The organism is Mycobacterium sp. Root265, from assembly GCF_001428895.1.
In the GTDB taxonomy this organism is placed as follows: Bacteria; Actinomycetota; Actinomycetes; order Mycobacteriales; family Mycobacteriaceae; genus Mycobacterium.
In genome coordinates, this window is record NZ_LMJA01000033.1 from 221665 (window position 1) to 247965 (window position 26301).

The 26301-nt window shown below is 68.3% G+C and carries 31 protein-coding genes and 2 pseudogenes; 20 read left to right on the forward strand and 13 right to left on the reverse strand.

Features of this window, described 5'->3' with window-relative positions:
• Positions 1–81 precede the first annotated feature (81 nt).
• Both ASE48_RS31710 and ASE48_RS31715 read left to right on the forward strand, forming a co-directional pair.
• Positions 82–1641, forward strand: a complete 1560-nt coding sequence (locus tag ASE48_RS31710; protein ID WP_057171167.1) for an MBL fold metallo-hydrolase — start codon at positions 82–84, stop codon at positions 1639–1641.
• Entirely contained in the window at positions 1638–1973 is a 336-nt protein-coding gene (locus ASE48_RS31715) for a hypothetical protein (RefSeq protein WP_057171168.1), read from the forward strand. Before ASE48_RS31710 ends, ASE48_RS31715 begins: the two co-directional genes overlap by 4 nt.
• On the opposite strand, the gene ASE48_RS31720 is transcribed toward ASE48_RS31715, so the two are convergent.
• The 3 genes from ASE48_RS31720 to serS are packed head-to-tail and all read right to left on the reverse strand — an operon-like array spanning position 1970 to position 5018.
• Entirely contained in the window at positions 1970–2956 is a 987-nt protein-coding gene (locus ASE48_RS31720) for an MOSC domain-containing protein (protein ID WP_235571782.1), read from the reverse strand. The two genes, ASE48_RS31715 and ASE48_RS31720, sit on opposite strands and share 4 nt — an antisense overlap.
• Before the next feature lie 5 nt (positions 2957–2961).
• Entirely contained in the window at positions 2962–3768 is an 807-nt protein-coding gene (locus ASE48_RS31725; RefSeq protein ID WP_057171169.1) for a DUF5718 family protein, read from the reverse strand.
• A complete protein-coding gene (serS, locus tag ASE48_RS31730) occupies positions 3765–5018 on the reverse strand; it encodes a serine--tRNA ligase (RefSeq protein ID WP_057171170.1) in 1254 nt (417 codons plus the stop codon). Before serS ends, ASE48_RS31725 begins: the two co-directional genes overlap by 4 nt.
• A gap of 113 nt (positions 5019–5131) precedes the next feature.
• Between serS and ASE48_RS31735 the strand changes: the two genes are divergently transcribed.
• The 3 genes from ASE48_RS31735 (at position 5132) to ASE48_RS31745 (ending at position 7225) form a co-directional block, all read left to right on the forward strand.
• Positions 5132–6562 carry a septum formation family protein gene (locus tag ASE48_RS31735; RefSeq protein WP_082614568.1) on the forward strand — a complete coding sequence of 477 codons (1431 nt, stop codon included), beginning with the start codon at positions 5132–5134 and terminating at the stop codon, positions 6560–6562.
• A gap of 16 nt (positions 6563–6578) precedes the next feature.
• The gene (locus tag ASE48_RS31740) at positions 6579–6917 is read left to right on the forward strand and encodes a metallopeptidase family protein (RefSeq protein ID WP_156409481.1); all 339 of its coding nucleotides are present in this window, start codon (positions 6579–6581) and stop codon (positions 6915–6917) included.
• 65 nt (positions 6918–6982) lie between these two features.
• Positions 6983–7225, forward strand: coding sequence for a hypothetical protein (locus tag ASE48_RS31745; RefSeq protein WP_156409471.1), 243 nt, complete (start codon positions 6983–6985; stop codon positions 7223–7225).
• On the opposite strand, the gene ASE48_RS31750 is transcribed toward ASE48_RS31745, so the two are convergent.
• Together ASE48_RS31750 and pheA are read right to left on the reverse strand one after the other, a co-directional pair.
• A complete protein-coding gene (locus ASE48_RS31750; protein WP_057171173.1) occupies positions 7171–7848 on the reverse strand; it encodes a histidine phosphatase family protein in 678 nt (225 codons plus the stop codon). The two genes, ASE48_RS31745 and ASE48_RS31750, sit on opposite strands and share 55 nt — an antisense overlap.
• Positions 7845–8774: a prephenate dehydratase gene (gene pheA, locus ASE48_RS31755; protein WP_057171174.1), complete on the reverse strand. Its 930-nt coding sequence runs from the start codon at positions 8772–8774 to the stop codon at positions 7845–7847. Before pheA ends, ASE48_RS31750 begins: the two co-directional genes overlap by 4 nt.
• A gap of 115 nt (positions 8775–8889) precedes the next feature.
• Between pheA and ASE48_RS31760 the strand changes: the two genes are divergently transcribed.
• Both ASE48_RS31760 and ASE48_RS31765 read left to right on the forward strand, forming a co-directional pair.
• Positions 8890–9681: a DUF2470 domain-containing protein gene (locus ASE48_RS31760; protein WP_057171175.1), complete on the forward strand. Its 792-nt coding sequence runs from the start codon at positions 8890–8892 to the stop codon at positions 9679–9681.
• 21 nt (positions 9682–9702) lie between these two features.
• Positions 9703–10464 carry a CPBP family intramembrane glutamic endopeptidase gene (locus tag ASE48_RS31765; RefSeq protein ID WP_057171176.1) on the forward strand — a complete coding sequence of 254 codons (762 nt, stop codon included), beginning with the start codon at positions 9703–9705 and terminating at the stop codon, positions 10462–10464.
• A gap of 140 nt (positions 10465–10604) precedes the next feature.
• Here the strand turns inward: ASE48_RS31765 and ASE48_RS33740 are convergent, their stop codons facing one another.
• The gene (locus ASE48_RS33740; protein WP_268766345.1) at positions 10605–10739 is read right to left on the reverse strand and encodes a hypothetical protein; all 135 of its coding nucleotides are present in this window, start codon (positions 10737–10739) and stop codon (positions 10605–10607) included.
• On the opposite strand from ASE48_RS33740, the gene ASE48_RS31770 reads away from it, so the two are divergent.
• Both ASE48_RS31770 and ASE48_RS31775 read left to right on the forward strand, forming a co-directional pair.
• Positions 10727–11740 (forward strand): LCP family protein, encoded by a 1014-nt coding sequence (locus ASE48_RS31770; RefSeq protein WP_235571784.1) that lies wholly within the window; start codon positions 10727–10729, stop codon positions 11738–11740. The genes ASE48_RS33740 and ASE48_RS31770 overlap by 13 nt on opposite strands.
• 139 nt (positions 11741–11879) lie before the next feature.
• A complete protein-coding gene (locus ASE48_RS31775; RefSeq protein WP_057171177.1) occupies positions 11880–12425 on the forward strand; it encodes a ferritin in 546 nt (181 codons plus the stop codon).
• A gap of 15 nt (positions 12426–12440) precedes the next feature.
• Here the strand turns inward: ASE48_RS31775 and ASE48_RS31780 are convergent, their stop codons facing one another.
• Genes ASE48_RS31780 through ASE48_RS31790 form a run of 3 tightly spaced genes read right to left on the reverse strand, consistent with a single transcriptional unit; the run spans position 12441 to position 14681 of the window.
• Entirely contained in the window at positions 12441–13244 is an 804-nt protein-coding gene (locus ASE48_RS31780) for a glycerophosphodiester phosphodiesterase (RefSeq protein WP_200962327.1), read from the reverse strand.
• A 40-nt stretch (positions 13245–13284) separates the two neighbouring features.
• Entirely contained in the window at positions 13285–14322 is a 1038-nt protein-coding gene (locus tag ASE48_RS31785; protein ID WP_057171179.1) for a DUF4328 domain-containing protein, read from the reverse strand.
• Positions 14323–14342: 20 nt separating this feature from the next.
• Positions 14343–14681 (reverse strand): rhodanese-like domain-containing protein, encoded by a 339-nt coding sequence (locus tag ASE48_RS31790; protein WP_057171239.1) that lies wholly within the window; start codon positions 14679–14681, stop codon positions 14343–14345.
• 403 nt (positions 14682–15084) lie between these two features.
• Between ASE48_RS31790 and ASE48_RS33260 the strand changes: the two genes are divergently transcribed.
• From ASE48_RS33260 to ASE48_RS31805, 5 genes and pseudogenes are all read left to right on the forward strand, one after another.
• On the forward strand, positions 15085–15240 hold the full coding sequence (locus ASE48_RS33260; protein WP_194166871.1) for a hypothetical protein: 156 nt from the start codon (positions 15085–15087) through the stop codon (positions 15238–15240).
• Positions 15241–15383: 143 nt separating this feature from the next.
• Positions 15384–15472, forward strand: a pseudogene (locus ASE48_RS32490) (superoxide dismutase); the annotation flags it as partial.
• An 11-nt stretch (positions 15473–15483) separates the two neighbouring features.
• Positions 15484–16207 (forward strand): annotated as a pseudogene (locus tag ASE48_RS31795) (superoxide dismutase).
• Positions 16208–16390: 183 nt separating this feature from the next.
• On the forward strand, positions 16391–16924 hold the full coding sequence (locus tag ASE48_RS31800; protein ID WP_057171180.1) for a hypothetical protein: 534 nt from the start codon (positions 16391–16393) through the stop codon (positions 16922–16924).
• A 510-nt stretch (positions 16925–17434) separates the two neighbouring features.
• Positions 17435–17833 carry a helix-turn-helix domain-containing protein gene (locus tag ASE48_RS31805; RefSeq protein ID WP_057171181.1) on the forward strand — a complete coding sequence of 133 codons (399 nt, stop codon included), beginning with the start codon at positions 17435–17437 and terminating at the stop codon, positions 17831–17833.
• 66 nt (positions 17834–17899) lie between these two features.
• Here ASE48_RS31805 and ASE48_RS31810 read toward each other — a convergent pair whose 3' ends face one another.
• The 3 genes from ASE48_RS31810 to ASE48_RS33625 all read right to left on the reverse strand — a co-directional run bounded on the left by ASE48_RS31810 (position 17900) and on the right by ASE48_RS33625 (position 20598).
• Positions 17900–19063, reverse strand: a complete 1164-nt coding sequence (locus ASE48_RS31810; RefSeq protein WP_057171182.1) for a hypothetical protein — start codon at positions 19061–19063, stop codon at positions 17900–17902.
• The gene (locus ASE48_RS31815) at positions 19060–19551 is read right to left on the reverse strand and encodes an ImmA/IrrE family metallo-endopeptidase (RefSeq protein WP_057171183.1); all 492 of its coding nucleotides are present in this window, start codon (positions 19549–19551) and stop codon (positions 19060–19062) included. The genes ASE48_RS31810 and ASE48_RS31815 overlap by 4 nt, the downstream gene beginning before the upstream one ends.
• Before the next feature lie 63 nt (positions 19552–19614).
• Positions 19615–20598: a hypothetical protein gene (locus tag ASE48_RS33625; RefSeq protein WP_235571786.1), complete on the reverse strand. Its 984-nt coding sequence runs from the start codon at positions 20596–20598 to the stop codon at positions 19615–19617.
• A 220-nt stretch (positions 20599–20818) separates the two neighbouring features.
• On the opposite strand from ASE48_RS33625, the gene ASE48_RS31825 reads away from it, so the two are divergent.
• The 6 genes from ASE48_RS31825 to rraA all read left to right on the forward strand — a co-directional run bounded on the left by ASE48_RS31825 (position 20819) and on the right by rraA (position 24787).
• Positions 20819–21499, forward strand: coding sequence for a DUF6474 family protein (locus ASE48_RS31825; RefSeq protein WP_057171241.1), 681 nt, complete (start codon positions 20819–20821; stop codon positions 21497–21499).
• The gene (locus tag ASE48_RS31830) at positions 21499–22032 is read left to right on the forward strand and encodes a copper resistance CopC family protein (RefSeq protein WP_082614571.1); all 534 of its coding nucleotides are present in this window, start codon (positions 21499–21501) and stop codon (positions 22030–22032) included. Before ASE48_RS31825 ends, ASE48_RS31830 begins: the two co-directional genes overlap by 1 nt.
• The gene (locus ASE48_RS31835) at positions 22029–22949 is read left to right on the forward strand and encodes a CopD family protein (protein ID WP_057171242.1); all 921 of its coding nucleotides are present in this window, start codon (positions 22029–22031) and stop codon (positions 22947–22949) included. Before ASE48_RS31830 ends, ASE48_RS31835 begins: the two co-directional genes overlap by 4 nt.
• A 65-nt stretch (positions 22950–23014) precedes the next feature.
• Positions 23015–23494 (forward strand): hypothetical protein, encoded by a 480-nt coding sequence (locus tag ASE48_RS33745; protein WP_057171185.1) that lies wholly within the window; start codon positions 23015–23017, stop codon positions 23492–23494.
• Positions 23495–23549: 55 nt separating this feature from the next.
• Positions 23550–24305, forward strand: coding sequence for a MerR family transcriptional regulator (locus tag ASE48_RS31845; protein ID WP_057171186.1), 756 nt, complete (start codon positions 23550–23552; stop codon positions 24303–24305).
• Positions 24302–24787, forward strand: a complete 486-nt coding sequence (rraA, locus tag ASE48_RS31850) for a ribonuclease E activity regulator RraA (protein WP_057171187.1) — start codon at positions 24302–24304, stop codon at positions 24785–24787. The genes ASE48_RS31845 and rraA overlap by 4 nt, the downstream gene beginning before the upstream one ends.
• A gap of 27 nt (positions 24788–24814) precedes the next feature.
• On the opposite strand, the gene ASE48_RS31855 is transcribed toward rraA, so the two are convergent.
• Positions 24815–26284, reverse strand: a complete 1470-nt coding sequence (locus ASE48_RS31855) for a flavin-containing monooxygenase (RefSeq protein ID WP_057171188.1) — start codon at positions 26282–26284, stop codon at positions 24815–24817.
• Between the last annotated feature and the right edge of the window lie 17 nt (positions 26285–26301).

Here is a 26301-nt window from a genome sequence, read left to right on the forward strand (position 1 = left end):
TCCACCGGCCCGCCGAGGCGGAGGAGCGCCCGTGCTGGCGCTAAACTCGTGACCGAGCATCCACCACCAGGAGAGGCATTCGTGCAGGTCACAAGCGTCGGACACGCCGGTTTTCGGATTGATACGGAAGCCGGCAGCATCCTGTGCGACCCCTGGGTCCATCCGGCCTACTTCGCGTCGTGGTTCCCGTTCCCGGACAACAGCGGGCTGGACTGGGATGCCCTCGGGGACTGCGACTACCTCTACGTCAGCCACCTGCACAAGGATCACTTCGATCCGGCGCTGCTGCGCGCGCACGTCAACAAGGACGCCGTCGTGCTGCTGCCCGACTATCCGGTGCCGGATCTGCGCCGCGAGCTGGAGGGGCTGGGTTTCCACACCTTCGTGGAGACCACCGATTCGGTGAAGCAGCGGGTCAGTGGGCCCAAGGGCGATCTCGACGTGATGATCATCGCGTTGCGGGCGCCCGCCGACGGGCCCATCGGCGACTCCGGTCTGGTGGTGTCGGACGGCGCCACAACCGCTTTCAACATGAACGACGCCCGGCCCATCGACCTCGACATGCTGGCCGCCGAGTTCGGCCATGTCGACGTGCACATGCTGCAGTACTCCGGGGCCATCTGGTATCCGATGGTCTACGACATGCCGGCCCGCGCGAAGGCGGCGTTCGGCACCCAGAAGCGGCAGCGCCAGATGGATCGCTGCCGGCAGTACATCGCGCAGGTCGGCGCCACCTGGGTGGTGCCCTCGGCCGGCCCGCCGTGCTTCCTGGACCCGGCACTGCGCGATCTCAACGACGACCAGGGCGACCCCGCCAACATCTTCCCGGACCAGATCGTGTTCCTGGACCAGATGCGCCGCCACGGGCACGACGGCGGCCTGCTGATGATCCCCGGATCGACCGCGGATTTCGCCGGCTCACAGCTCAATTCGCTCGTCCACCCGGTCGATGACCCGGAGGCCATCTTCACCACCGGCAAGGCCGCCTACATCGAGCAGTACGCCCAGCGCCAGGCGCCGGTGCTGGCCGCCGAGAAGGCGGCATGGGCCCCGTCTGACGGCGACTCACTGCTGGAACCGCTGCGCGCGCTGTTCGAGCCCATCATGCTGGCCTCCGATCAGATCTGCGACGGTATCGGCTACCCCGTCGAACTCCGGCTGCCCGGCGTCAAGAGCGTCGAGACGGTGGTCATCGACTTCCCGAAACGAGCTGTACGCGAACCGGTTCCGGATGAGAAGTTCCGCTACGGCTTCGAGATCCCGGCCCAGCTGGTGCGCACGGTGGTCCGTGACAACGAACCGGACTGGGTGAACACCATCTTCCTGTCCACCCGGTTCAAGGCCTGGCGGGTCGGTGGCTACAACGAATACCTGTACACCTTCTTCAAATGCCTCACCGACGAGCGGATCGCCTACGCCGACGGATGGTTCGCCGAGGCACACGACGACAGCGCCTCCACCGTCCTGGAGGGCTGGGAGATCCAGCGCCGCTGCCCGCACCTGAAGGCCGATCTGTCCAAGTTCGGTGTGGTGGAGGGATCCACCCTGACCTGCAATCTGCACGGCTGGCAGTGGAACCTGGAGAACGGCCGGTGCCTGACGGCCAAGGGCCACCAGCTGAGGAGCTCGAGAACGACATGACCACGACGGTGTCCTACGACGACGGCCTGATCCAGCTCGATCGCCAGGCCCTGACGCTGCGGCGTTACCACTTCCCGTCGGGCACATCGAAAATCATTCCGCTGCAGGCGATTCGTGGTTACCGCGCCGAGTCGATGGGACTGGCGTTCGACCGGTTCCGGATCTGGGGACCCTCGGACGATCCGCGTCGCTGGCTGCCACTGGACGTGTGGCGCCCCATCAAATCCACCCTGGTGGTGCTCGACGTGCCGGGCACTCGGCCCAGCCCGGCATTCACCCCGCTGCGCGTCAAGGAGTTCCTGGCGGTGCTGGAGGAACTGCTGGCGGACTAGCGTTCGCGCAGCACGGTCGCCTCCAGCAACCGCTGCACGCCCCTGGTCGCGGATTTGTTCACTGCCATGGTGGCGCGCTGGAATGCGTTGGGCGCCTTGCCGGTATGCACGTGCACCTCGTCACCGACGCTGACCAGGCCGGAAGCCGACACATCGGCGTACACCCCGAGAAAACGATCGGTGCGTTCGGCCAGCTGCCGGGTGATGGTCTTGTCCAGTTCGATCTCGGGCTGCGGGCGGGTCGGCACCACGCACCTTATGGTCGGGATGGTGACCTGAAGCCGAGCCGCTCCGATGCTCAACTCGTGGCCCAGCCAGAATGATTCGGGGAACTCCGGACCGTCCTCGCCGGTGCCGACGAGGACGTTCGGCCGGAACCGCCGCACATCGTAGGGCTCGGCGCCGGGTGCCAGTTGGCGCAGGCTCGCGGTGCTCATCAGATGCACCGGGCTCAGGTCGGCGAAGCTGCCCGGCGGTGTGGAGAACCGGGCCAGCGTGATGATGTCCTTGGGTGAGAAGACCGACGTGTCCGGTAACGCCTCGGCCTCGCTGAGCCCGAAGTCCTTGCGCACCTGGGCGGCCCGGAAGTTGGCCAGCGAGTCCGACACCGACATCCGGTGCTGGCTGGTGTCGTCGACCGGAGGCAGTGCCACCAGCCGCATCTCCCGGCCCAGAAGTTCCGACAGCGCCGCATGAATCTCCGGATCGTCGCCAATCAGTTCGCGGCCGTCGGGAAAGGTCACCGCAACGGCCGGGACATTGCCCGGCCCGGCGTCCGCACCGGGTTCAGCCAGATAGCGTGCGGTGCACCCGAGGAGTGCCGGAAGGCGTCGCGCCGAAGCGGTGACACCCTTCTCCAGATCGCGGACCGCCCACAACCGGTCGGCATGCACGCCGCGGCGATCGATGCGCACCCGGTCGACCCGGCTACCGCCCATCGACTTGACCGGAAAACGCCAGAGCTCGCGGACCGTGGCTGCCACTGTGCTTACTTGCCCGAAACCGTTTGCCGCAGTTCGGAAGCCGCATCGGATGCGGTGTCATAGACCCGCACGATGGCCTCATCGCCGGGCGAGAGGTAGGTCGATTCACCCAACTCGGTGTACTTCGTCGCGCCGATACCGATGAGCACGTGCTCGGGATGACCCGAGGCCACCATCAGCGCGCCGACATCCTCCAGAGGTGTTTCCGGCGAGCCCTTCTGGTGGGCCAGCCGTTCGGTGATCCAGTCCAGCAGCACCTCGCCGTAGTAGGAGTAGCCCAGCAGCGGGCTGTCCACCCCGTACTCGTGCTGCTGCCCGTCGGCGCTGTGCAGGTAGCAGACCAGCCGCAGGGTGGCGGTCGGGCCGTCCGGTGTCAGGTCACTGATGTCGAAGAACTGGCGCGCAACACCTTTGGAGGCCGGGCCCCAGTTCTTCTTGTAGCTGATCTTGGGGGCTCCCGGCCGCCGGATCGAGCAGTCGTTGAAGGCGCCGAGCGCGAACGGCTCCAGCGAGGCCACCGTGTCACCGCGCCACACCACCCGGCAGGCCAGTCCGACCTCGGGTTCGATCTGCAGGTTCAGCGGCTCGTCGCTGGCCGGCAGGGTGATGGCGTCCTGCGAGAGCGGGAACTCGCCGAGGAAGGTGTCATTGCCCGGGGCGTACCAGGGGAAGATGCCCTTGGGTGCGGTTCCCTCGGAGGCGACGTTCACGAAATCATCTGCCTCCCCGGCCTGTTCGAGGTGACCGGCGAAGTTGCCGGCAACCCCGAAACCGAACCAGGTGCGCAGTTCCGTCGTATCGATTTCGATCACGGTGTCAGGACCTCCGTACCGACGTAGGGCACCAGGGCGGCGGGCACCCGCACGCTGCCGTCTGGCTGCTGATGGTTCTCCAGGATGGCGACCAGCCAGCGGGTGGTCGCCAGGGTGCCGTTCAGGGTCGCCGCGGTCTGCGGCTTGTTGTTCTCGTCGCGATAGCGGGTGGACAGCCGACGTGCCTGGAACGTCGAACAATTCGATGTCGACGTCAGCTCCCGGTAGGTGCCCTGGGTGGGCACCCACGCCTCGCAGTCGTACTTGCGCGCCGCCGAGGAGCCCAGATCGCCCGCGGCCACATCGATCACCCGGTAGGGCACCTCGATGGCCGCCAGCATCTCGCGTTGCCAGCCCAGCAGACGCTGGTGTTCTGCTTCGGCGTCCTCGGGTTTGCAGTAGACGAAGGCCTCGACCTTGTCGAACTGGTGCACCCGGATGATGCCGCGGGTGTCTTTGCCGTAGCTGCCGGCCTCCCGCCGGAAACACGACGACCAGCCCGCGTAGCGCAGCGGCCCCGCAGACAGGTCCAGGATCTCGTCGCTGTGGTATCCGGCCAACGGCACCTCCGAGGTGCCGACCAGGTAGAGATCGTCGGCCTCCAACCGGTAGATCTCGTCGGCGTGGGCGCCCAGGAATCCGGTGCCCGCCATCACTTCCGGCCGTACCAGCACCGGCGGGATCATCAGCGTGAAACCGTTGGCCGTGGCCAGCCGGACGGCCAGCTGCAGCAGGCCCAGCTGCAGCAGCGCGCCGTGGCCGGTCAGGAAGTAGAACCGCGACCCGGACACCTTGGCGCCGCGTTCCATGTCGATCAGACCCAGCGCCTCACCGAGTTCCAGGTGGTCACGCGGGTTCTCGATGGCCGGCGGTTCACCCACGGTGTCGAGCAGGGCGAAGTCGTCCTCGCCGCCGGCGGGCACGCCGTCGACGATGACATTGGAGACCGCCATGTGGGCGGTGATGAACGCGGCTTCGGCCTCGGCCTGCTGCGCCTCGGCGGCCTTGACATCGTCGGCGAGCTCCTTGGCGCGGGCCAGCAGCGCCGGTCGCTCATCGGGGGTGGCCTTGCCGACCAGCTTGCTGGCGGACTTCTGCTCGGCGCGCAGGGTGTCGGCGGTGGAGATGGCCGATCGGCGCGCGGTATCGGCGGCCAGCAGGGCGTCCACCCGGCCGGGATCCTCGCCGCGGGCGCGTTGTGAGGCGCGCACCCGATCGGGCTCTTCGCGTAGCAGCTTGAGGTCGATCACGGCGGTAACCCTACTTGCGCGCCGCCGGCAGACGGCCCGCGGGCCACAACCACATAACATTACAAGTGCATCACTTGTCACACATCGTGACACGCCTGTCACAATGGGAGGCGATGTTGGACGCACCCGATAGCCCGGAACCGTTTCTGTACGAGGCGCAGACCTCGCAGAAACCGGTGTCTCGATGGCGCAAGGCGCTGTCCCTGAGCACCCCGCTCAGCCCCACCCGCCGCGCCCTGCTGCTGACTGCCCTGGGTGGACTGCTGATCGCCGGCGTCATCACCGTGCTGCCCGACACCGCTGTCGGTGGCCGACTGGCCGGGTTGAACTCCGGATCCAGCGCGCTGGGGTTGCGCACCAACAGCACCTTCGACAACGCCAAGGGCGGCGACTGCCTGAACTGGCCGGAACGCACCCCCGACGCCGCGCAGATCGTGGACTGCACCACCGAGCACCGGTTCGAGGTCGCCGAGTCCATCGACATGCGCACCTTCCCGGGCACGGAGTACGGCCCGGACGCGGCGCCGCCGTCGCCGGCCCGCATCCAGCAGATCAGCCAGGAGCAGTGCCAGAGCGCCGTGCAGCGCTACCTCGGTGACCGATACGACCCCAACGGGCGGTTCAGTGTCAGCCTGCTCTGGTCCGGTGAGAAGACCTGGCGCCAGGCCGGTGAACGGCGGATGCTGTGCGGTCTGCAACTGCCGGGCGCCAACAACCAGCAGCAGGCCTTCCAGGGCAAGGTCGCCGACATCGATCAGTCCAAGGTCTGGCCCGCGGGCACCTGCCTGGGCATCGACCCGGCCACCAACCAGCCCACCGACATCCCGGTGGACTGCGCGGGACCGCACTCCCTGGAGGTGACCGGCGCGGTCAATCTCGCCGAGAAGTTCCCCCAGGGCCTGCCCGCGGAGGGCGACCAGGACACCTTCGTCAAGGACAACTGCTCGCGGGTGACCGACGCCTACCTCGCGCCGCTACAACTGCGCACCACCACGCTGACGCTGGTGTACAGCACCATCGCACTGCCGAGCTGGTCGGCGGGCAGCCACCAGGTGTCGTGCAGCATCGGCGCCACCCTCGGCAACGGCGGCTGGTCGACCCTGCTGAACAGTGCCAAGGGTCCGCTGATGATCAACGGCCGTCCCCCGGTCCCGCCGCCGGACATCCCGGATGAGCGGCTGAACATCCCGGCCATCCCGTTGCCGCCGATCGACACCTCCTCGCAGATCACCTACGACGAGTCCGACAGCAGTGGGAGCGGAAGCAGCAGCGGCAGTTCCAGCAGCAGCAGCAGCCAGCAGACCGAGTCCAACGAGCACCTGCCCGGGCAGGCAAGCCAGACCTCCGAGGCGGCGCCCACGTCTGAGGCGCCCGTGGGCGGGAACACCTTCCTCAACGGTCCCCCGGTCCCCCCGCCGCCACCTCCGGCGGCCGGTCCTCCGATGGAGGGGGTTCCCCCGCCCGCCCCGCCGGCACCCGAGGGCGCCCCCGCGCCGCCGCCCGGGCCTGCGCCGGTCGAGCCCGTGCCGCCGCCGCTCCCGTAATCGCGTGCCGGTCTCGATGAGCGCGCAGCGGTTCGAGGAACTGGTTTCCGACGCGCTCGATCTGATCCCGTCCGAACTGGCCGCCGCGGCCAACAACGTCGTCTTCCTGGTCGAGGCGCGCCATCCCGACGAGCCCGACCTGCTCGGGCTTTACGAGGGCATCGCCCTGACCGAGCGGGACTCGACCTACGCAGGGGCGCTGCCCGACGCCATCACCATCTACCGGGACGCTCTGCTGGACATGTGTGAGACCGAGGACGAGGTGGTCGACGAGGTGGCCATCACGGTGGTGCACGAGCTGGCCCACCACTTCGGTATCGATGACGAGCGCCTGCACGAACTGGGTTGGGCGTGACACCTGTGCCCGACCCGCCGGGTCGGAACCGTGCCCTGTCGGTGCGCGGTGCCACAATGACGGATATGAGCACGACAAGCCAAAAATCCGGGACCTGCCGGGAGTGCGGCGTCGAGCACGAGCACTGCCACGGCACCGTGATCCTGCACATCGGCCTGCGCCCGGAGTGCACAGAAGCCGACTGCGTCACCCCGGAGGCGCTGCACGGCTACACCATCGACTGCTATGCCGTCGGGTGCGGCTGCGCGCTGGATCAGCCCATGGGGCCGGCGGTCTCGGCTGTTTCCTTCTCCTCGGCGTCGGGATAGAACGGCGGGGTCAACGAACCCCATCGCACGCAACTCCAACGGCCGTCGGTGATCGGGCTGAGCACCACCGACTCGGTGTTGTTCAGGTGATGGTCCACCGCGAAGGCACCGTCCACCCCGGCGAGCACGGACGCCACCAGCCGGATCGCGGCGCCGTGGCTGACCACCACGATGTCGCCGTGCCACCGGTCATCGTCGAGATGACGCAGCCGTAGCTCGGTGAGTACCGGCACCACCCGGCCCAGCACCTGCCGCCCGGTCTCGCCGCCGGGCACCGGGACATCGAGATCGCCGTGATGCCAGCTGCGGTACACCGCCTCGAAGGTATCGATCGCGGCTTCGTCGTTGCGGTTCTCCAGATCGCCGACCTGAACCTCGTGGATGCCTTCGAACTCGTCGGTCGACAGGTCGAGATGGCCGGCGATCCCCGCCGCGGTCTCGCGTGCCCTGGTCGCCACCGAGTGCGCCACCATGGCGATCGGGCTCGTCCAGTCGGCGGCGAAGGTGCGCGCCTGCTGATGGCCGAGGTCGGTCAGCGCCGCACCCGGCGGCAAGGTGTCGAGGCGTCGCTCGACGTTGCCGTAGGACTGTCCGTGCCGCACCAGCACCAGGCGCCCCGTCATGCCGATCCTCCTGTCCGTGTTGCCTGCAACCAGCCTGCCGCCTCGTCGAAACCCGGGGGCACCGCCCCGACCGCCGCGCCGGTCGGCCACGAACCCAGGTACCGGACGTCGGCGCAGCGCCGGTGCAGCGCCTTGAGCGCCTCACCGACGGCCTCGTCGGCGATATGGCCGACACAGTCGAGAAAGAACTTGTAGGTGCCCAATTCTGTTCGGGTGGGCCGGGATTCGATGCGGGTCAGGTCGATGCCCCGGATCGACAGCTCGGTCATGGCCGCCACCAGCGCGCCCGGCACGTTGTCCAGGCGCAGCACCACCGAGGTGCGATCGGCGCCGGTGCGGGCCGGTGGGGCCCCCGGCGTGCCGACCAGCACGAAGCGGGTGCGCGCGTTGGCTTCGTCGACGATGTCGGCGGCCAGCACCGCCAGTCCGTAGCGCTGCGCGGCGAGTGCGGTGCTGACCCCGGCATCGGCGCCACCGCCCGCCACATCCTGGGCCGCGGCGGCATTGGAGTAGGCCGGCACGATGCGGGCGTTCGGGAGGTGGGCCGCCAGCCACTTGCGGACCTGCGCGGCGGCCACCGGGAACGCGGCCACCGTCTGGATATCGGCGGCTGTCACCCCCGGCCGGGTGACGATGGTGAACGCCACATCGAGGGTGTGCTCGGCGTAGATCTGCAGGGCGGATCCATCGGCCAGGCCGTCGAGGGTGGGGATCACCGAACCGTCGATCGAGTTCTCGATCGGTACGCACGCGTAGTCGGTGTCGCCGGTGCGGATCGCTTCGAGCGCGCCGCCCGCGCTGTCATGGGGCAGCGGGACGACCTCGGTGGACGCGTCGCCCGGCGGCACCAGCCCACCGGCCACCATCTGCAGCAATGCCGCCTCGGTGAAGGTCCCCTCGGGTCCGAGGTAGGCGATACGTGGCACGTCCTCAACCCTAGTGGCTCGGCGCTCGGCCTCCCGGTACGCCGGGGGAAACCTTGCGCATCCAGCAGGATCTGTAGTTAAGTAAGGCTTACCTCACTAACCGGAAGGTGATCAGATGTCTGTGACGGCACCGACGACAGCCGAGCGGATCCGCAGCGCTTGCGCCCGCGCCGGCGGCGCGATGCTGGCCGTGGAGGGCCTTGAGCCCGCCGCCACGCCGGTCCACCATCTGCTCGATGACGGCTCCTTCGCCATCACCATCCCCGCCGACGGGCTGCTGGCAGGCATGGTGGTCTCGTCCGGCTCGGCAGGCATGCAGGCCGTGCTGGAGATGACCGACTACGCGCCGCTGCCGTTGCGCGAACCGGTGCGCTCACTGGTCTGGATCCAGGGCCGGATGTTCCTGGTACCCGACGGCGAAGTGGCCGGGATGCTCGACCTCGTCGCCACCGAGAACCCCAACCCGGCTCTGCTGCAGGTGAATACCGGTAGCGCCGAAGCGTCCCGCGGCGACACCCCGTACGCGCTGGCCCGCCTGGAGATCGAATCGGTGGTGGTCGCCGATTCCACCGGCGCCGAGTCCGTCGGCGTGGGCGCGCTGCTGGCCGCCCGGCCCGATCCGTTCTGCGGGTTGGAGTCGTGCTGGCTGCGCCACCTGGAATCCGCACACCGCGAGGTGGTGGAACGCTTGGCCACCCGACTGCCGCAGACCCTGCGCAGCGGCCGGGTTCGCCCGCTGGGACTGGACCGCTACGGCGTGCAACTGCGGGTCGAGGACGAGTCCGGCGATCACGACGTCCGGCTGCCCTTCGCCAAACCCGTCGATGACGTCACCGGCCTGAGCCAGGCCATCCGGGTGCTGATGGGCTGCCCGTTCCTCAACGGGTTGCGCGCGCGGCGCATCTGACCCGCCATTAGCCTGGCGGCGGTGACTGCACCCCCAGGGCCGCTGCCGTCCCCTCGGACGCTGCGGATCGAGATCGCCGTCGTGCTGGCGGTCACCTTCGGACTGAGTGCCTATGTGGCGCTGCTCAATCTCATCGAGGCGGTGCTGCTCGGGCTGGGTGGCCAGACGGTGGCGCTCAACCAACGCCGGTCACCCTTCGACCTGATCGACCTGGGCCTCAATGTGGCCTCGGTGGTCCAACTGCTGGCGTGGGGCGCCCTCGGTCTCTACCTGTTGTGGCGCACCGGGACCGGCCCCGCCCAGATCGGCCTCGGCCGCTTCCGGCTGCACCCCGACCTGACCGGCGGGCTCGGACTGGCCGCACTGATCGGCATACCGGGGCTCGCGCTGTACGTGGCGGCGCGTGTCCTGGGACTCAGCGCCGAGGTGGAACCGGCCGAACTCAACGACACCTGGTGGCGGATACCGCTGCTGCTGATGATCGCGTTCGCCAACGGCTGGGCCGAGGAGATCATCGTCGTCGGCTTCCTGATCACCCGGTTGCGTCAGCTCAACATCAGCGCAGGCGTGGCGCTGCTGATCTCGGCGCTGCTGCGCGGGGGCTACCACCTCTATCAGGGCTACAGCGCGGGGCTGGGCAATATCGCGATGGGCCTGATTTTCGGCTACGTGTGGATACGTACCGGCAAGCTGTGGCCGCTGATCGTTGCCCACGGCCTGATCGACGCGGTGGCCTTCGTCGGCTATTCACTGGCCGCCGGCCAGCTGGACTGGTTGAGCTGAGAATCACCCGCCGAGCAGTACATTCGCAGGTGTGAACGACAACCCGCCGCATCGTCCCGGGGCACCCCGGCGGGAACCGTCACAGGAGATCCGCCGCGACCCGCGTCACCGCCCGCCTCCGGTCTGGCCGCCCAACCCGCCTAGCCCGCCGCCGGTACCGCCGGCCGCTCCGCGCCCACCCGTCGTGCGCCCACCCGCCCCGCGGCCGCCCGTTGCGCGGCGCCCCCCACCCCGGCAACCCCCGCCACCGCCTCGGCGCCCGGTGGCGCCGGCACCTGCGCCACCTCCGCCCAGGGCGTCGACCAAGAGACCGCGTCGCCTGCGCCGGTGGTTCTCGATACTGCTCGCGGCGGTACTCCTGCTGCTCTGCGGCGGAGTCGCCGGGGCGTTCTGGCTCGACTCGACACTGCAGCGCGCGCCCGTGCTCGCCGACTACCCGGAACGGCCCCCGGCCGGCCGCGGCACCACCTGGCTGCTGGTGGGCTCCGACAGCAGGCAGGGCCTGTCGGTCGACGAGCAGGGCGCGCTGGCCACCGGCGGTGACACCGGCAACGGGCGCACCGACACCCTGCTGCTGCTGCACATCGGCGGGTTGTTATCCGGCACGCCGCCGACGCTGGTGTCGTTGCCGCGCGACTCCTATGTCCCGATACCGGGCTACGGCGAGGACAAGATCAACGCGGCATACGCCTTCGGCGGCGCCCCACTGCTGGTGCAGACCGTCGAGCAGGCGACCGGGATCCGGCTCGACCACTATGCGGAGGTCGGCTTCGGGGGTTTCGCCGCGCTGGTCGACGCGGTGGGCGGGGTGACGATGTGTCCCGCCGAACCGATCAGCGACCCGCTCGCCGGTATCGATCTGCCCGCCGGCTGCCAGGAACTGGACGGCCGCAATGCGCTCGGCTTCGTCCGCTCGCGTGCCACCGCCCGCGCCGACCTGGACCGGATGACCAACCAGCGGGCCTTCATGTCCGCCCTGCTCACCCGGGCGATCAGCCCGTCCGTGCTGCTCAACCCGCTGCGCTGGTACCCGATGGTCACCGCCGCCACCGGCGCGGTCACCGTCGACCAGGGCGGCCACGTCTGGGATCTGGCCCGGCTGGCCTGGGCCCTGCAGGACAACCCGACCGCGACGACGGTGCCGATCGCCGAGTACACCACCAGCGATGTGGGATCGATCGTGGTGTGGGACAGCGAAGCCGCCGGCCGCCTGTTCGGTGCGCTGGCCCAGGACACACCCGTCCCGGCCGACGTGGTGAACACCGATGGCCCCTGACCGAGATTGCTCGCCCCGGACGACGCTCAGCAAACAATTTGGACCTCGCGTAATGGCGATCACACCGGTTAGGAATGGCTTACCTGATTAAGGGTGACCTTGGATGACACGCCGTCTGACCTGGCCTATTGTGGTCGACATGAGTGATGTCCACACCCACGACTCCAAATTCGACACCCTGCTCCGCGAGCAAATTCGTAGCGAGTTCACCGCGTCGCAGCAGTACGTCGCCATTGCCGTCTATTTCGACGGCGCGGATCTGCCGCAGCTGGCCAAGCACTTCTACGCGCAGGCCGTCGAGGAACGCAACCACGCCATGATGCTGGTGCAGTATCTGCTCGACCGTGACATCGACGTCGAGATCCCCGGCCTCGATGCGGTGCAGAACCAGTTCGACACCCCGGCGCAGGCGCTGCGGCTGTCTCTCGATCAGGAGCGCACCGTCACCGAGCAGGTCACCCGGCTGGCCAGTGTGGCCCGCGAAGAGGGCGACTACCTGGGCGAGCAGTTCATGCAGTGGTTCCTCAAGGAGCAGGTCGAAGAGGTCGCGGCCATCACCACGCTGGTGCGCATCTCGGAGCGGGCAGGTGCGAACCTGTTCCACCTCGAGGACTTCGTGGCCCGTGAGCTCTCCGTGGCGAGCGCCGATCCGACCGCACCGAAGGCCGCCGGCGGCAACCTCTGATCTTTTAAGCCCTTATCAGTCGAGACCGGCTCCGGTGAGCCCGTTCTCCAACCAGTCCTTGGTGCGGCCGGGATGATTGGTGGCCACCCACGCCACCCCGACATCCCGGCAGTACCGGACATCCTCGTAATGGTCGACGGTCCAGCAGTACAGCGCCCGGCCCTGCGCGGCGGCGCGGTCGACCAGTTCGGGATGCTCGCGCAAGGTGGCGATGGACGGGCCCACCGCGGTCGCCCCGACCGTGGTCGCGGCGCCACCGCCCAGGTAACGCGAGGTCTCACCGAGCAGCACGGTCGGCAGCATCGGCGCCGCCCGCCGGATCCGCCAGACCGCGGCCGCCGAGAACGACATCACCACCGCCCTGGCCAGATCCGCCGACGCCGGGGCGGCGATGCCGTACCGGTGCAGCAACGCCAGCACCTTGCTCTCCACCAATGCGCCGTAGCGCACCGGATGTTTGGTCTCGATGAAGATCTTCACCGGGCGCTTTGCGTCCAGTACCAGTGCCAGCAGGGTGTCCAGCGTCAGCAGCCCGGTGTCGCCGGTGGCTCCGCTGTCCCGCCAGCCGGCGTGCCAGGAACCGAAGTCCAGCTCGCGCAGCTGGGCGAGCGTCATCTCCGAGACCAGACCCGACCCGTTCGATGTCCGGTCGACCCGGCGGTCGTGCACGCAGACCAGGTGTCCGTCGCGGGTCAGCCGGACATCACACTCGACGCCGTCGGCGCCCTCCTGCAGTGCGAGTTCGTAGGCCGCGACGGTGTGTTCGGGCCGGTCGGCGGAAGCGCCCCGGTGCGCGACGACGAACGGGTGACCCGTCATGGCCGGTCCGGCAGTCTCAGCGTCCCCCGCGGTCATATGGCTATGCTGCCGGGTTCCGGTCCTCGGCCTCAACCGGAACGACGGATTCGTCGGCGGCGTCCTCTTGTCGCGCCGGCGGCGGCCCGGCCGCGACCATGACCCAGCGCCGCGACGGCCGGTCGACCGGCTGCCGCTCGAAGCCCTGGTACACCTGCAGCACCAACAGCAGGGTTGCCAGTGCGATCAGGTAACCGATGGTGGTGATCACGGTGTTGTCGGCGATGCGCTGGGCGCCGTCATAGAAGATCGTCAGCACCGTGGTCACGATGGACGCCGTGGCCAGTAGGTAGCTGAAGAACCAGGTGATCCACCAGCTGACGATGCGCAGACCTGAGCGCTTCTCGGCGCGGGCGAGTTCGATCACGAAGACCGGGGCCATCACCAGGTTCACGAACGGGATCAGGCAGCCGACCCACAATTCCCGGGTTGAGCGGGGATCCGGGCTGCCCACGTGGGCGTACGCCGCAGCTCGCCGGGCGATCAGCCAGTTGGTCAATATCAACGCGGTGGCCACCACCGCGAAGAACGCCGCCACGCTCGCCGCCACCGGAAGCCAGGTCGCCAAGGCGGCGACGATCGGATCGAGCAGCACCGTCCGATTGATCAGGAGCAGCGCGTACCGGATCACGTGCAGCAGTGCCGCGGCACCCAGCAGCGCCAGGGTGATGACAATCGTGCGGCGCACCGAGGCCGACGACGGGCCGGTGCGCTCGGCAGCGACCTGATCGCCGGCACCGTCGTCATCGAAGCGTTCGTAGAGCCCCCAGCGCGGGATGTAGGCGTAGCGCGGGGTCGGCCCCAATGGGGCGCGCTTGCGGCGCGGCGCCGGTGGCGCACCGGGACGCACCGCGATCCAGCGGTAGCCCGCAGGGGCGCGGCCCGGCTGACCCGCGGAGGGCCGGCCTGCGTCGGGCGGCGAAGTCCCCGGCGCTCCGGGCGACCCTGGAGCGAGCAGCGTGCCGCGGCAGCGCGGGCACCAGACCCGCTGGCGGTCGCGCACGTTCCATCGCGTCCCGCATTGGGCACAGACCTGGATCACCCGACCAGCCTACGACGCGCTCAGACGGTGCCCGCGCTGCCGTCGTCGGTGCTCACCGGTCGCCCGGCCTGCGCCCAGGACAGCATGCCGCCGGTCACGTTGGTCGGTTCGAAGCCGTTGCGTGCCAGATACTGCGCCACCCGCTGGGAGCGCCCACCGGCGTGGCAGATGACGTACAGGGTGGCGTCCCGGTCGATCTCGTCGATGCGGGCGGGGACATCGCCCAGCGGGATGTGCTGGGCGCCGGCCACATGGCCGCGCTGCCATTCGTCGGGCTCACGCACGTCGAGCAGCACCACCGAATCGTCGAACGTCAGCGGCAGCGCACCGACCTCGATCTGCGTCACATCGTCGGTCATGCCGTCCATGCTGGCATGCACGGCATCCCGACGCACCGGATTCCCCCGCGGCGCGGGGTGCCGCGCCGCGACAGCAATTTCTGCACTATCCACAGTTTCCACAGGTTCATCCACAGGCTGTGGTGTCCCGTCCCCATCGATTTCCCTGGACTTCTGTCCAGTACCTGTGGATAACTGCGGCCCGCGGACGGGTCTGATCAACAGGCCGAACGGGGCCTGAGCAAAACCGGCGAGCGGGTCGGGCCGGCCCGCCGGCATTTCGGATCGGCCAGATTGAATCGCGGCCCGGCGGTGAGCACCCGATTTTTCTGCGGGCGTAACAAGGTCTATGATCGGCGTCACAACAAACCGTGTGACAGATCTCACTGGGGGATGGCTTGATCGTGCAGGTCAGGAGCTTGTGATGGCAGCACACCCGCTTGGTCCGGGTTCAGCAGGGACGTCGTCTGATTGGCAGTCCTCGCACCAGTACACCAACAACCAGGTCGTTGCCCTCATCCGCGCCACTGTGATCGCGCTCGTACTGCTGGGAGTCCTGGCAGCCATCGTGTTGTTCTGACCGACTTCGAGGTTTCGACGGGGCCCCGACGGGAACCCGGGTCCTTGCGGTGCACGCGGGGATGGACCAAGGTTGAGCTCGAGCTTGTTGTCGATCAACGCGACGCCGAACTCCCTCGCGATCCATGATTAGGAAGGAACCCAGTGGCTGAATACACACTGCCAGAACTCGATTACGACTATGGCGCGCTGGAGCCCCACATTTCCGGGCAGATCAACGAGATCCACCACAGNAAGGAACCCAGTGGCTGAATACACACTGCCAGAACTCGATTACGACTATGGCGCGCTGGAGCCCCACATTTCCGGGCAGATCAACGAGATCCACCACAGCAAGCACCACGCCACCTACGTCAAGGGCCTCAACGACGCCCTGGCCAAGCTCGAAGAAGCCCGCGCCGGCGACGACCAGTCGGCCATCTTCCTCAACGAGAAAAACCTCGCCTTCCACCTCGGCGGACACGTCAACCACAGCATCTGGTGGAAAAACCTGTCCCCCAACGGCGGCGACAAGCCCGAAGGCGAACTGGCCGCCGCCATCGACGACCAGTTCGGATCCTTCGACAAGTTCCGCGCCCAGTTCACCGCCGCAGCCAACGGACTGCAGGGCTCGGGCTGGGCCGTACTGGGCTACGACAGCCTKGGCCAGCGCCTGCTGACCTTCCAGCTCTACGACCAGCAGGCCAACGTCCCCCTGGGCATCATCCCGCTGCTGCAGGTCGACATGTGGGAGCACGCCTTCTACCTGCAATACAAGAACGTCAAGGCCGACTACGTCAAAGCCTTCCGTCCCCCTGGGCATCATCCCGCTGCTGCAGGTCGACATGTGGGAGCACGCCTTCTACCTGCAATACAAGAACGTCAAGGCCGACTACGTCAAAGCCTTCTGGAACGTCGTCAACTGGGCCGACGTCCAGGACCGCTACGCCAAGGCCACCGCGAACACCGGCGGACTCATCTTCGGCTGAGTTCTCGTCTCTCAGGTCTCGGGCCCCGCGTGCTTCGGCACGCGGGGCTCTTTGCTTGTCGTTTCCGCCGCGTTTCTGGCACTCGTGTCCTCTTGCGTGCTAGTGCCGGACTACCGCATCCTGTGCACAGCGACCCACAGCAGTGTCGGAGGCGGTTACCAGCAAGCACTGTCGGGAGGCCACATGGACACCGGAGCCGGTAGAGCGGTGGAGATCGCCCCATTCCATTCGCGGGGCACCCTCAAGGGTTTCGTGGTGTCGGGCCGCTGGCCGGATTCCACCAAGGAGTGGGCCCAACTGCTCATCGTCGCGGTGCGGGTGGCATCGCTGCCCGGCCTGCTCTCCACCACAACGATTTTCGGTGTCCGCGAGGAACTTCCCGACAAGCCGGAGCCCGGCACCGTCGGCCTGGTGATGGCCGAGGGTCCGGTCGTCGGTGAATCCGCGGTTCCGCCCGGATTTTTCGCCGACCATCAGCCCGCGGCACTGCTGATGCTGCACCCACCGTCGGAGACCACGCCGTCGCTACCGGAGTGCGCGGGCGCGGCGTCGGGCTGCGTGTTGCTGCCGGGCCTGCCCCATCTGGGCCTGGAGCATCGTGCCGCCTGGGTGGAAGCGGAGGCCGACGGCACCATCACCTCGATGGTGAGCCGGGTGGGCGTCGACCCGATCAGCCATCCGGACACCGCGATCCTGGCGATGCTGCTCGCCGCGTAGTTGCACTGGCCTTTCCAGCCGTCGGCGACCGACGGGGCGGGTGTGCCGCCGTGCGCGTGCACAGCAAACGTCTTCATAACGTTTCGGACACAGTTGGGCCACAATGCCGCGTTCAGCATGTGCCGAGCTCAGCAATGATGGTGTGGCCGTCGGGCCCGCCCATGTCTACCCTTCCTCCACTTCGCCGGCACTGACAGCAAAGGTGAAGTGCAGATTTGCTGTGCGACGCCTGTTAGCTCCTGATCGGCTATGGGGTTACTGTGACAACAAGACAAGATCAACGAATCTGGGCAAAATGGCGAGGCCGTTATTTTTAGGTTCGCCAGATCACAACGCCGCAGCGTGTGTGTCGGGTTGACGTGCTGCTACAGGACCCTGCAGCGACCCCGCGAGAAGGGTAGTGTTACTTTTCGGTGGTTTGCACTTGGTTGTGGCGACAACACTCGCTACGATGATCAGCAAATACGAACCTATTGCAGACAGCTCGTGAGCCATGTGGAGGAAAGTTAGATGAGCAAGACGTTCGCCGCCCGGCTAAACCGCCTCTTCGACACGGTTTACCCTCCCGGGCGCGGTCCGCACACTTCGGCTGAGGTGATCGGCGCACTAAAGGCCGAGGGTGTCACGATGTCCGCCCCCTACCTGTCGCAGCTGCGTTCCGGCAACCGCACCAACCCATCCGTGACCACGATGGCCGCCCTCGCCAACTTCTTCCGTATCAAGCCGGCGTACTTCACCGACGACGAGTACTACGAGAAGCTGGACAAGGAACTGACCTGGCTGGCCAGCATGCGCGACGAGGGCGTGCGCCGCATCGCGGCCCGCACCGTCGGCCTGTCCCCCGAGTCCCAGCAGGATCTGGCCCTCAAGGTCGACGAGCTGCGTCGCCGGGAGAACCTCGACGGCTGATCCCTTGAGGGATCACCGCCACACACGGTGTCGTCGCGCGCAAGCGTGACGGCACCGTTTGTGCGTTCAGTCGTGGGCCTGCGCCCCGAGCTCCAATTCCCGGAACTGCTCGGCGATGGCGAGTATCCACTCCCGATCCGAGAACGTGGTCGGCTGGCGCAGCCAGTTCAGGCCGGGGAACGCCGCGTGCGCGGTGCCCTCCGCAGCGGCGGACCGGCCCGCGAAGATCCACTCCGCGATGCCACGGGCCTGTTCGTCGGCGGGCACCGGGGGTGAATCGAGATCAGCGATATCGGCGATGTTCAGCGACTGCTCGATATCGCGCTGGCCCGCGGTGGCGTCCACCGTGCGGCGCCGCATGCCCTCGGCCGCAATGGCTTCCAGGTACAGCGAATCCGAGATCAGGGACATCTGCTCGGCGACCCGGAACAACAACGGCCCGCGGGGACGCACCCCGATACCCACATCGGGATGCCGGGTGTTGAGTTCGGCCAGCAGCGGCTGGATCGTCCGCAGTTCCCGGCGCGCACCGAACCAGTCCTCCACGCTGGGCAACAGCGACCCGCCGGCCACCACCAGCATCGCGCAACCCAGCAGCGTCGCCGCCGCACCCACGCCCAGGACATCGGTATTGCCGACGGCCCGGAGCAGGAAGAAGGCGCTCGACAGCACCATGAGCACCATGCCGACGCTGAAGACGAAAAGCGCACGGCCCCGCCGGGTCCGGTTGGAATGACGCACCCCCGCCCACGCGACGAGGGTCAGCGCGAGCAGCACATAGAGCAGCGGCAGCAGCCACGACGAGGACCCGCCCGGCGCCAGGTTGCGGCGCATGTACTCCTCGGGCGCCATCTCCGGCATCTGCGGGGCGCGGAAGAACGCCACCAGAGTGGCCGCCGCGATGGCGCCCGCCACGAGGTACTGGCCGATGGCGATGCGGCGGATGGCGGCCGGCTTGCGGCCCGACGCCACGGTCGTGATCATCACGCAACTGCCTGCCGCACAACCGATCAACGCCACCTGGCTGAGCGCGACGGCGATGTTCGGCCACCGCAGCGCGGTGTCGATCAGCAGGGTCAGGGGCTGCCAGTTGAGCGCTGCGACAATCCCGAGACTGCCCAGCGCGAGGATCATCGCGGTGCTCACCAGGGATTGCTTGTTGACCAGCGCCCACCCGATTCGCAAGCCGGTCGCCAACCCGAGGAGACCGGCGATCACCCAGACGATCAACCAAACGCCTCCCCGAGCCGCACCTGCACGATCGACGAACGATCGGACGGTAGCCGCCCGAGACGGTAGATGAGTAGCGCGGCGAAGTCCTCGGCCTCCTGCTCGGCTTCCTCACCCGCGGGGCCCATGCACCCGGTCCGCTGATTGAGCATGTACCCGATGAGGTCCGACCCGGCCAGTTCCATGGTCTCGCGCGCAGCCTCCACCACCGGCATGCCCGCATGACCGAGTACCAGGTGGCCGAGCTCATGGGCCAGAGTGCGGTCCCAGGCGGGCAGTCCCTTCTGGATCAGGAAGACGTCGTGGTCGGCATATTGGCGCCACTGACCACAGACACCGGACGGCAGATCGGCCATCTTGATCTGGATCGGGCGCCCCTGGTCATCGGCGACCGCCTCGACCAGACGCGGCAGCGACACCTCACCCCGGCGTGGCGCAAGGTCGAGCACCGAGCTGACGGCGCGCGTCACGCGGCGACTTGCTGGCATTGCCTCCCCCTTCTCCTCTGGTCCACTATGGCCCGCCGTTGGACGGCAGACTGCCGAATCCGGTCAACTTGAGAACCTTGCTGAGCCACCGGACCGGATCGCGCGGCCGGCTCGGGCCTGCCGATAGCCGATGAGCCCGCCCGCGCCGGTGAGCAGCATGATGCCGGTTGCTCCCGGCACCGCGACGGCGATCACCTGAGGCATGCCGGCGGTCCGGAGGTATTCGCCGTAGCCGGCGCGGTAGGAGGCAGGCAGGACGGCATCGGTGCGCGGAGCCGCGGGGCGCTCGGCGGGCGGGGTGCGTGACGGGGCCGGTGGCCGTGCGGCATTCTCCGGCGCCGGCGCCCTCGGTCCCGCGCCGACACCACCGCCGCCGATCCCCGGCACCACCGGGGGCAGCACGATGACGGGCATCGACAGCACCGGCATGGCCGCGGGCGCGACGAGTCCGGGCAGCGGTTCCTGGGGATCCGGGACGACCGGCAGCACCGGGGACTCCGGTAGCAGTTCGGAGGGCACACCCGGGCGTCCGGCCGGCGGAGCCGTCGACGGCGCACCCCCGCCGTAGCCGTCGCCGCCGTTGGGCGCCGACGAGTCGGTGTCAGGGGGCAGCGGCCACCAGCCCCAACCGCATTCGTCGTCGTCTTCGTCCTCTTTGACGCCGTCGTCCTTGACGTCGTCTTTGACGTCGCCTTGTTCGCCGGGAGTACCACCGGGCAGGGTTTCGCCGGCACCGGTTCCGGCCTCGGGAAGTTTGCTGAGGTCGCCCTCGACGGCATCGGCGGGCGGCACCGGAGAATCCTCGGTTCCCGCTGGTGACACCACGGAGCGCTGGCCCGGTGACCCCGATCCGGCCCCGCTGACGCTGCCGACGCCACGAGGTGCGGTGCGACGGGGCTGACCGGTCGCCCCGTCGGATGTCCGGCCTGCCGTCCCGGTGCCCGCAGCGTCCCCGCTGCTGTCGGGCTCGGCTAACGCCACCGCAGCGGACACACCAGCCACGAACAGCCCCGATGACACCAGACAGGCAGCCGCGGCGACTCGCATGCGCGAACCCACGTCGTCACCACCCCTCATGGCGTCTCACGGCGCACAGGCAATCGTTTGGACGATTGTCGCATATGCCCGCGTACTTGTTTGCTGTCGGAAGTAATCGGTATCGCCCCAAGGCCGCCGAGAGTGGTAGGGACGGAGGAGCGATAGGGTTGGCCGCATCGTGGCGCCGTGATGGTGGCGGCGCGGATGAGATGACCGGGAGGCAATGCCGATGGCCCTGTTCACGCAACGCAAGAGCCGGTCGGCCCGTCGCGCCGAGGCTCGGGCGATCGGGCGCGCGACCAAGCGCGCGCTCACCAAGGGAGCCAAGCTGGAGGCCAAACTCGCGGCGCGCAACGATGCGCGACGCATCAAGGCCGATCGCAAGGCGCAGACCCAGGCGGTCAAGGCCCAGCTCAAGGCCCAGCGCGACAGCGACCGCGTGGCGCTGAAGGTTGCTGAGACCCAACTCAAGGCGGTCCGTGAGGGCAAGCTGCTGTCCCCGATGAAGATTCGCCGGACGCTGACCGTGTCCCGGCTGCTGGCACCGGTCCTGATACCGCTGGCCTATCGCGGTGCGATCGCCATCCGCGGCCTGCTCGACCAGCGCCGCGCCGACCAGCTCGGTGTCCCGCTGGCCCAGATCGGCCAGTTCTCCGGGCACGGAGCGGTGCTGTCGGCCCGCATCAGCGGTGCCGAACAGGCGACCCGGCGGGTGGTCGAGAAGAACCCGAAGGACGCCGAGACCAAGCAGTTCGTGGCCGCCATCACCGACCGGTTGACCGACCTGTCCACCGCCGTCGCCGCCGCGGAGAACATGCCGACGGCACGCCGCAAGGCCGCCCACGCCGCGATCGGCGAACAGCTCGACGGTATCGACGCCGATGTGATGGCCCGGCTCGGCCTGGTCTGATGACGCTCACCACACGGATCCTTTCGCCCGTGTTGGCGCTGGTGCTGACGGTGCTGGCGCTGGCGGGCGCCGGTGTCGCCGCGGCGCACGCCACCCTCATCTCCTCGGACCCGGCGCCCGGGACCGCGTTGACCGCATCGCCCACCAAGGTCAGTGCCACCTTCAGTGAAGACCTGCAGACCGCGTTCGCGGCGATGACCGTCGTCGGACCGGACGGCAATCTGTGGTCCACCGGCGACGTCCGGGTCACCGGTCCGGTGGCCGAGGTCGACGTGCGGCCGCTGGGACCGTCGGGCACCTATACCGCCAACTACCGCGTGACCTCCGCTGACGGCCACGTCATCACCGGTTCTTGGGCTTTCGATCTGACCGTCGCCGCGACCGGCACGCCCGGCCCCTCGGTCGCGCCGGCCCCTGCGCCCGCTGCCGCCCCGGTGACGCCCACCGACGACGGTGTCCCGGTCTGGCCGTTCGTGGTGGCGGCGGTGGTGCTCGTCGGCGCCGGCGTGTGGTGGAGCCGACGCCGCACGTGACACGCACCCGGCGGGCGTGCCTGGGCGCACTCGTCGTCGCCCTGAGCGTGGCGCTGGCCTGGGTTCTCGCCCGCCCCGACGGGGCTCTGGTGCCGACCGTGACGCGGGTGCTCGCCGATGGTGCCGCCGTGCTGGTGCTCGGCCTCGCGGTGGTGCCGTGGCTGGACACCGCGCGCTACCGCACCGAACTCGCCCGGCGCAGCACCGCGGTCATGGCGGTCACCGCGTGGGTGTGGCTGGCCGCCGAACTGATCCGGCTGGTGACGACGGCGGCCGATACCGCCGCGGTGGCGGTTCGTGACCTGGGGGTGCGGACCGCGATCGAGTTCGCCGTGTCGACGACCGCGGGCCGGGCCGACCTGATCTGCGTGGCGGCGGCGCTTCTGGTGGTCGTGGTGACCCTCGCGGCGCGTAACCCCGGCGCATCGCTGGTGGTCGCCGGGGTCGCCGCACTGGGCACCGCGGCGCGCACCCTGGCCGGGCACCTGTCCGAGAGTGCGCTCGGCGGTCTGGCGGTGACGCTGCACGCGCTGGCGGCCGCGCTGTGGTGCGGCGCGCTCGCGGCGATCGTGCTGGTGGTGGATCGCCGCGGTCAGTGGGCCCGGGTATTGCCACGCTTCTCGCAACTGTCGTTGTGGTCGGTGCTGGTGCTGCTGGTGGGCGGGGTGTTCAGCGCCGTGGTGGTGATCGGGTCACCTGCCGAACTGGTCGGCACCGGGCACGGCAGGCTGCTCCTGGCCAAGATCGTCGTGACAGCGGCTCTGTTGGCGCTGGCCTGGCATAACCGGTCGCGGTGGCTACCGTCGGCGCGTGGTCACCGGGTCAGCGCCGAGGTGTCCACCCGACGCTCCGATACCGAGCTTGCCCTGATGGCGGTGGCACTGACGTTGGCCGCCGCCCTGGCGGTCACGGGCTGACGCCGGGCCCTGGGCTGGCATGATGGGACACACTGCGCTGGACGACACTGCAAAGGAGCAGCACCATGGCCGACGAGCAGGACCTTCCCGAACAGAAGGCCCCCGCTGAGCAGGTCCCGGCTGACCCACCTGCTGTGCCTCCCGCCGCCGAGGCTCCCGCGAAGAAGGCCCCGGCCAAGAAGGCACCGGCGAAGAAGGCCGCTCCCGTGAAGAAGGCCGCACCGGCCAAGAAGGCGGTCGCGAAGAAGGCCGCTCCGGCCAAGAAGGCACCTCCGGCGAAGAAGGCCCCGCCGGTCACAGCCACCCCTGCCGAGCCGGCTCCGGTCGTCGAGCACTCTGCGGAACCGACGGCGGTCGCCAAAGAAGCCGCCAAAGAGGTTGCTGCACAAGCGAAGTCCGCGGTTGCCGCGGCCGTTCCGACACCGTCCGCGGTGCCGGCCCTCGGTCCGGAACAGTCCCGGCTGCCGCTGGCGGTCGCGCTGGCCGTCGGCCTGCTCGCGGTCCTGGTCGTTCTTCTGGCCCGCCGCAATTCCGACCAGGACTGAGGTTCCGCGGGGCGGGGCTTGACCCTCACGCGACGTCAGGGCCGATAGTGAGTCCATGGACGTGAGAACCGTCGGCAACGTCGCCGCCCTGACCGGGCTGTCCGTGCGCACCCTGCACCACTACGACCACATCGGCCTGGTGGTGCCCGGCGTGCGGACTCCGGCCGGTTACCGGGGCTACACCGATGCCGATGTCGAGCGGCTGCACCTGGTTCTGGTGTATCGCGCGGCCGGACTGCCGCTGGATGAGATCCGCGTCCTGCTCGATGACCCCGAGGTCGACGGGCTGACCAGGCTGCAGCGCCAGCATGCCCTGCTCCTGGAGCGGGCCGAAGGTCTGCAGCGCAGCATCAGGGCAGTGGAGGAACTCATGGACGCGCATCGCAGCGGTATTCAGCTGACCGCCGAGGAACAGGTCGAGATCTTCGGCACCACGGCATTCGGCGAGGAGTATGCGGTCGAAGCCGAGCAGCGCTGGGGCGACACCGACGAATGGAAGCAGTCCCGGCAGCGGGTCGCGCAGCTGACGAAACAGGACTGGATCGATCTGAAAGTCGACGGGGATGCGCTGCTGGGCGACCTGGCGGCTGCAAAGCGCGCCGGTGTACGTCCCGGCTCGCCGGAGGCCGACGCGCTGGCCGGCCGGCACCGCGCGAGTATCGACCGCTTCTACGATTGCGGCGGCGAGATGCACCGCGGACTGGTCGAGATGTACCTCGCCGATGCCCGGTTCACCGCCCACTACGACGATGTCGAACCGGGTCTGGCGCAGTTCGTCCACGATGTGGTGATCGCTAGCATCATGGCGTGAGCATCGAACCGCGCGCGACCGCTGACCTTGTCGACGAGATCTACCCCGACGTCCGCAGCTGCGATCTGCAGTTGCGCAACTACGGCGGTGTCACGTCGTTCGCAGGCCCGATCACCACGGTGCGCTGCTTCGAGGACAACGCCCTGCTCAAATCGATCCTGTCCACGCCGGGTGACGGTGGGGTGCTGGTGGTCGACGGCGATGGCTCGCTGCACACCGCGCTGGTCGGCGACATCATCGCCGGCCTGGCCGCCGAAAACGGTTGGGCCGGGGTGATCGTGCACGGCGCGGTCCGTGACGCGGCCGCGCTGCGGACCATCGACGTGGGCATCAAGGCACTGGGCACGAATCCCCGCAAGGGCACCAAAACCGGTGCCGGAGAACGTGATATCGAGGTGTCGTTCGGCGGTGTCACGTTCGCGCCCGGTGAGATCGCCTACAGCGACGAGGACGGGATTGTCGTCGTCGCTGCAGGCGACTGAACGGCTCGTCGCTGTAGGCGGGTGAACCTAGGCCGACACCGCGGCGCGGTGCTTGGTGAAGTGCAGCGACTCCTCGTCGACCTTGCCGTGCCGGATGAGGCGCAGGTCGAAGAAGTAGTTCTGCTTCAGCTTCCAGGGCGCCTCCGAGCCGGACTTCGGCAAGGTGTCCATGGCACGGCGGAAGTATCCCGGCGTGAAATCCATGAACGGCTCTTCGTCGATCGCGTCGCCCGGATGCTGCGGTTCGACCCGGTCGAAACCGTTGGCGTCCATGTAGTTCAGCACGCGGCAGATGAACTCGGAGACCAGGTCGGCCTTGAGCGTCCATGAAGCGTTGGTGTAGCCGAAGGTGATGGCCATGTTGGGCACGCCGGACAGCATCAGGCCCTTGTAGGTCATCGACTTGGTCAGGTCGATCGGCTCGCCGTTGCGGGTGGCGGTGGCGCCGCCGAACAGCTGCATGTTCAAACCCGTTGCGGTGATGATGATGTCGGCCTGCAGCTCCTCGCCCGAGGTCAGCTTGATGCCGGTTTCGGTGAAGGTCTCGATGGTGTCGGTGACGACGTCGGCCTTGCCCGCCTTGATGGTCTTGAAGAAATCGCCGTTGGGGGCCAGGCAGACTCGCTCGTCCCACGGGTTGTAGCGCGGGCTGAAGTGCTTCTCGTAATCGAAGCCGTCCGGCAGCCGCCGGGTCGCCATGTCCTTGAGGGCTTTCTTGAACATCTTCGGGAACTTGCGCGCCAGCTGGTACTGGCCGGTGGCCATCGCGATCGCCTTCCAGCGATTCACCACGTGGGCGACGTTCTTGGGCAGGTACTTGTTGGCCTGTGCGGCAACGGGATCCACCAGCGGAAGCGAACCGATGTAGGTGGGCGAGCGCTGCAGCATGGTGACATGGCCCGCGCCCTCGTTGACCAGCGACGGGATCAGCGTGATCGCGGTGGCGCCGGAGCCGATGACAACGATCTTCTTGCCCGTGTAGTCCAGCCCCTCGGGCCAGTGCTGGGGATGGATGATCTGGCCCGCGAAGTCCGCGGCACCCGGGAACTCGGGCGCGTAGCCCTCGTCGTAGTTGTAGTAACCGCTGCAGACCGACAGGAACGACGCGGTGATCTGCTTGCGCTCACCGGCGTGCTCGATGTTGATGGTCCAGCGGTTGTCGGCGTCTGACCAGTCCACCGAGGTGACGCGGTGCCCGGTGCGGATGTGCTTGTCGATGCCGTTCTCGGCGGCGGCCTCGTTGATGTAGTTCCAGATGGAGGCGCCATCGGCGATGGCCTTCGCCGAGGTCCACGGCTTGAACCGGAATCCGAGGGTGAACATGTCGGAATCCGAGCGGATACCCGGGTACTTGAACAGATCCCAGGTGCCGCCGATGTTGTCGCGGCGTTCCAGGATCGCGTAGCTCTTGGTCGGGCAGCGGTCCTGCAGGTGCCAGGCCGTGCTGATGCCGGAAATACCGGCGCCGACGATCACAACGTCGAGGTGTTCATTCATGATACCGACGGTATCAA

What these genes read in the sequence shown, in the direction of transcription:
- ASE48_RS31790 (WP_057171239.1), bottom strand. Translation starts at nt 14,681, where the DNA reads ATGACCGACGATGTGACGCAGATCGAGGTCGGTGCGCTGCCGCTGACG.
- ASE48_RS31815 (WP_057171183.1), bottom strand. Translation starts at nt 19,551, where the DNA reads ATGCCAGCAAGTCGCCGCGTGACGCGCGCCGTCAGCTCGGTGCTCGAC.
- ASE48_RS31825 (WP_057171241.1), top strand. Translation starts at nt 20,819, where the DNA reads ATGGCCCTGTTCACGCAACGCAAGAGCCGGTCGGCCCGTCGCGCCGAG.
- ASE48_RS31760 (WP_057171175.1), top strand. Translation starts at nt 8,890, where the DNA reads ATGTCTGTGACGGCACCGACGACAGCCGAGCGGATCCGCAGCGCTTGC.
- ASE48_RS31805 (WP_057171181.1), top strand. Translation starts at nt 17,435, where the DNA reads ATGAGCAAGACGTTCGCCGCCCGGCTAAACCGCCTCTTCGACACGGTT.
- ASE48_RS31775 (WP_057171177.1), top strand. Translation starts at nt 11,880, where the DNA reads ATGAGTGATGTCCACACCCACGACTCCAAATTCGACACCCTGCTCCGC.
- ASE48_RS31750 (WP_057171173.1), bottom strand. Translation starts at nt 7,848, where the DNA reads ATGACGGGGCGCCTGGTGCTGGTGCGGCACGGACAGTCCTACGGCAAC.
- ASE48_RS31735 (WP_082614568.1), top strand. Translation starts at nt 5,132, where the DNA reads ATGTTGGACGCACCCGATAGCCCGGAACCGTTTCTGTACGAGGCGCAG.
- ASE48_RS31740 (WP_156409481.1), top strand. Translation starts at nt 6,579, where the DNA reads ATGAGCGCGCAGCGGTTCGAGGAACTGGTTTCCGACGCGCTCGATCTG.
- ASE48_RS31745 (WP_156409471.1), top strand. Translation starts at nt 6,983, where the DNA reads ATGAGCACGACAAGCCAAAAATCCGGGACCTGCCGGGAGTGCGGCGTC.
- ASE48_RS31715 (WP_057171168.1), top strand. Translation starts at nt 1,638, where the DNA reads ATGACCACGACGGTGTCCTACGACGACGGCCTGATCCAGCTCGATCGC.
- ASE48_RS31845 (WP_057171186.1), top strand. Translation starts at nt 23,550, where the DNA reads ATGGACGTGAGAACCGTCGGCAACGTCGCCGCCCTGACCGGGCTGTCC.
- ASE48_RS33260 (WP_194166871.1), top strand. Translation starts at nt 15,085, where the DNA reads ATGGCAGCACACCCGCTTGGTCCGGGTTCAGCAGGGACGTCGTCTGAT.
- ASE48_RS31780 (WP_200962327.1), bottom strand. Translation starts at nt 13,244, where the DNA reads ATGACGGGTCACCCGTTCGTCGTCGCGCACCGGGGCGCTTCCGCCGAC.
- ASE48_RS31800 (WP_057171180.1), top strand. Translation starts at nt 16,391, where the DNA reads ATGGACACCGGAGCCGGTAGAGCGGTGGAGATCGCCCCATTCCATTCG.
- ASE48_RS31855 (WP_057171188.1), bottom strand. Translation starts at nt 26,284, where the DNA reads ATGAATGAACACCTCGACGTTGTGATCGTCGGCGCCGGTATTTCCGGC.
- ASE48_RS31830 (WP_082614571.1), top strand. Translation starts at nt 21,499, where the DNA reads ATGACGCTCACCACACGGATCCTTTCGCCCGTGTTGGCGCTGGTGCTG.
- ASE48_RS33745 (WP_057171185.1), top strand. Translation starts at nt 23,015, where the DNA reads ATGGCCGACGAGCAGGACCTTCCCGAACAGAAGGCCCCCGCTGAGCAG.
- ASE48_RS33625 (WP_235571786.1), bottom strand. Translation starts at nt 20,598, where the DNA reads ATGCGAGTCGCCGCGGCTGCCTGTCTGGTGTCATCGGGGCTGTTCGTG.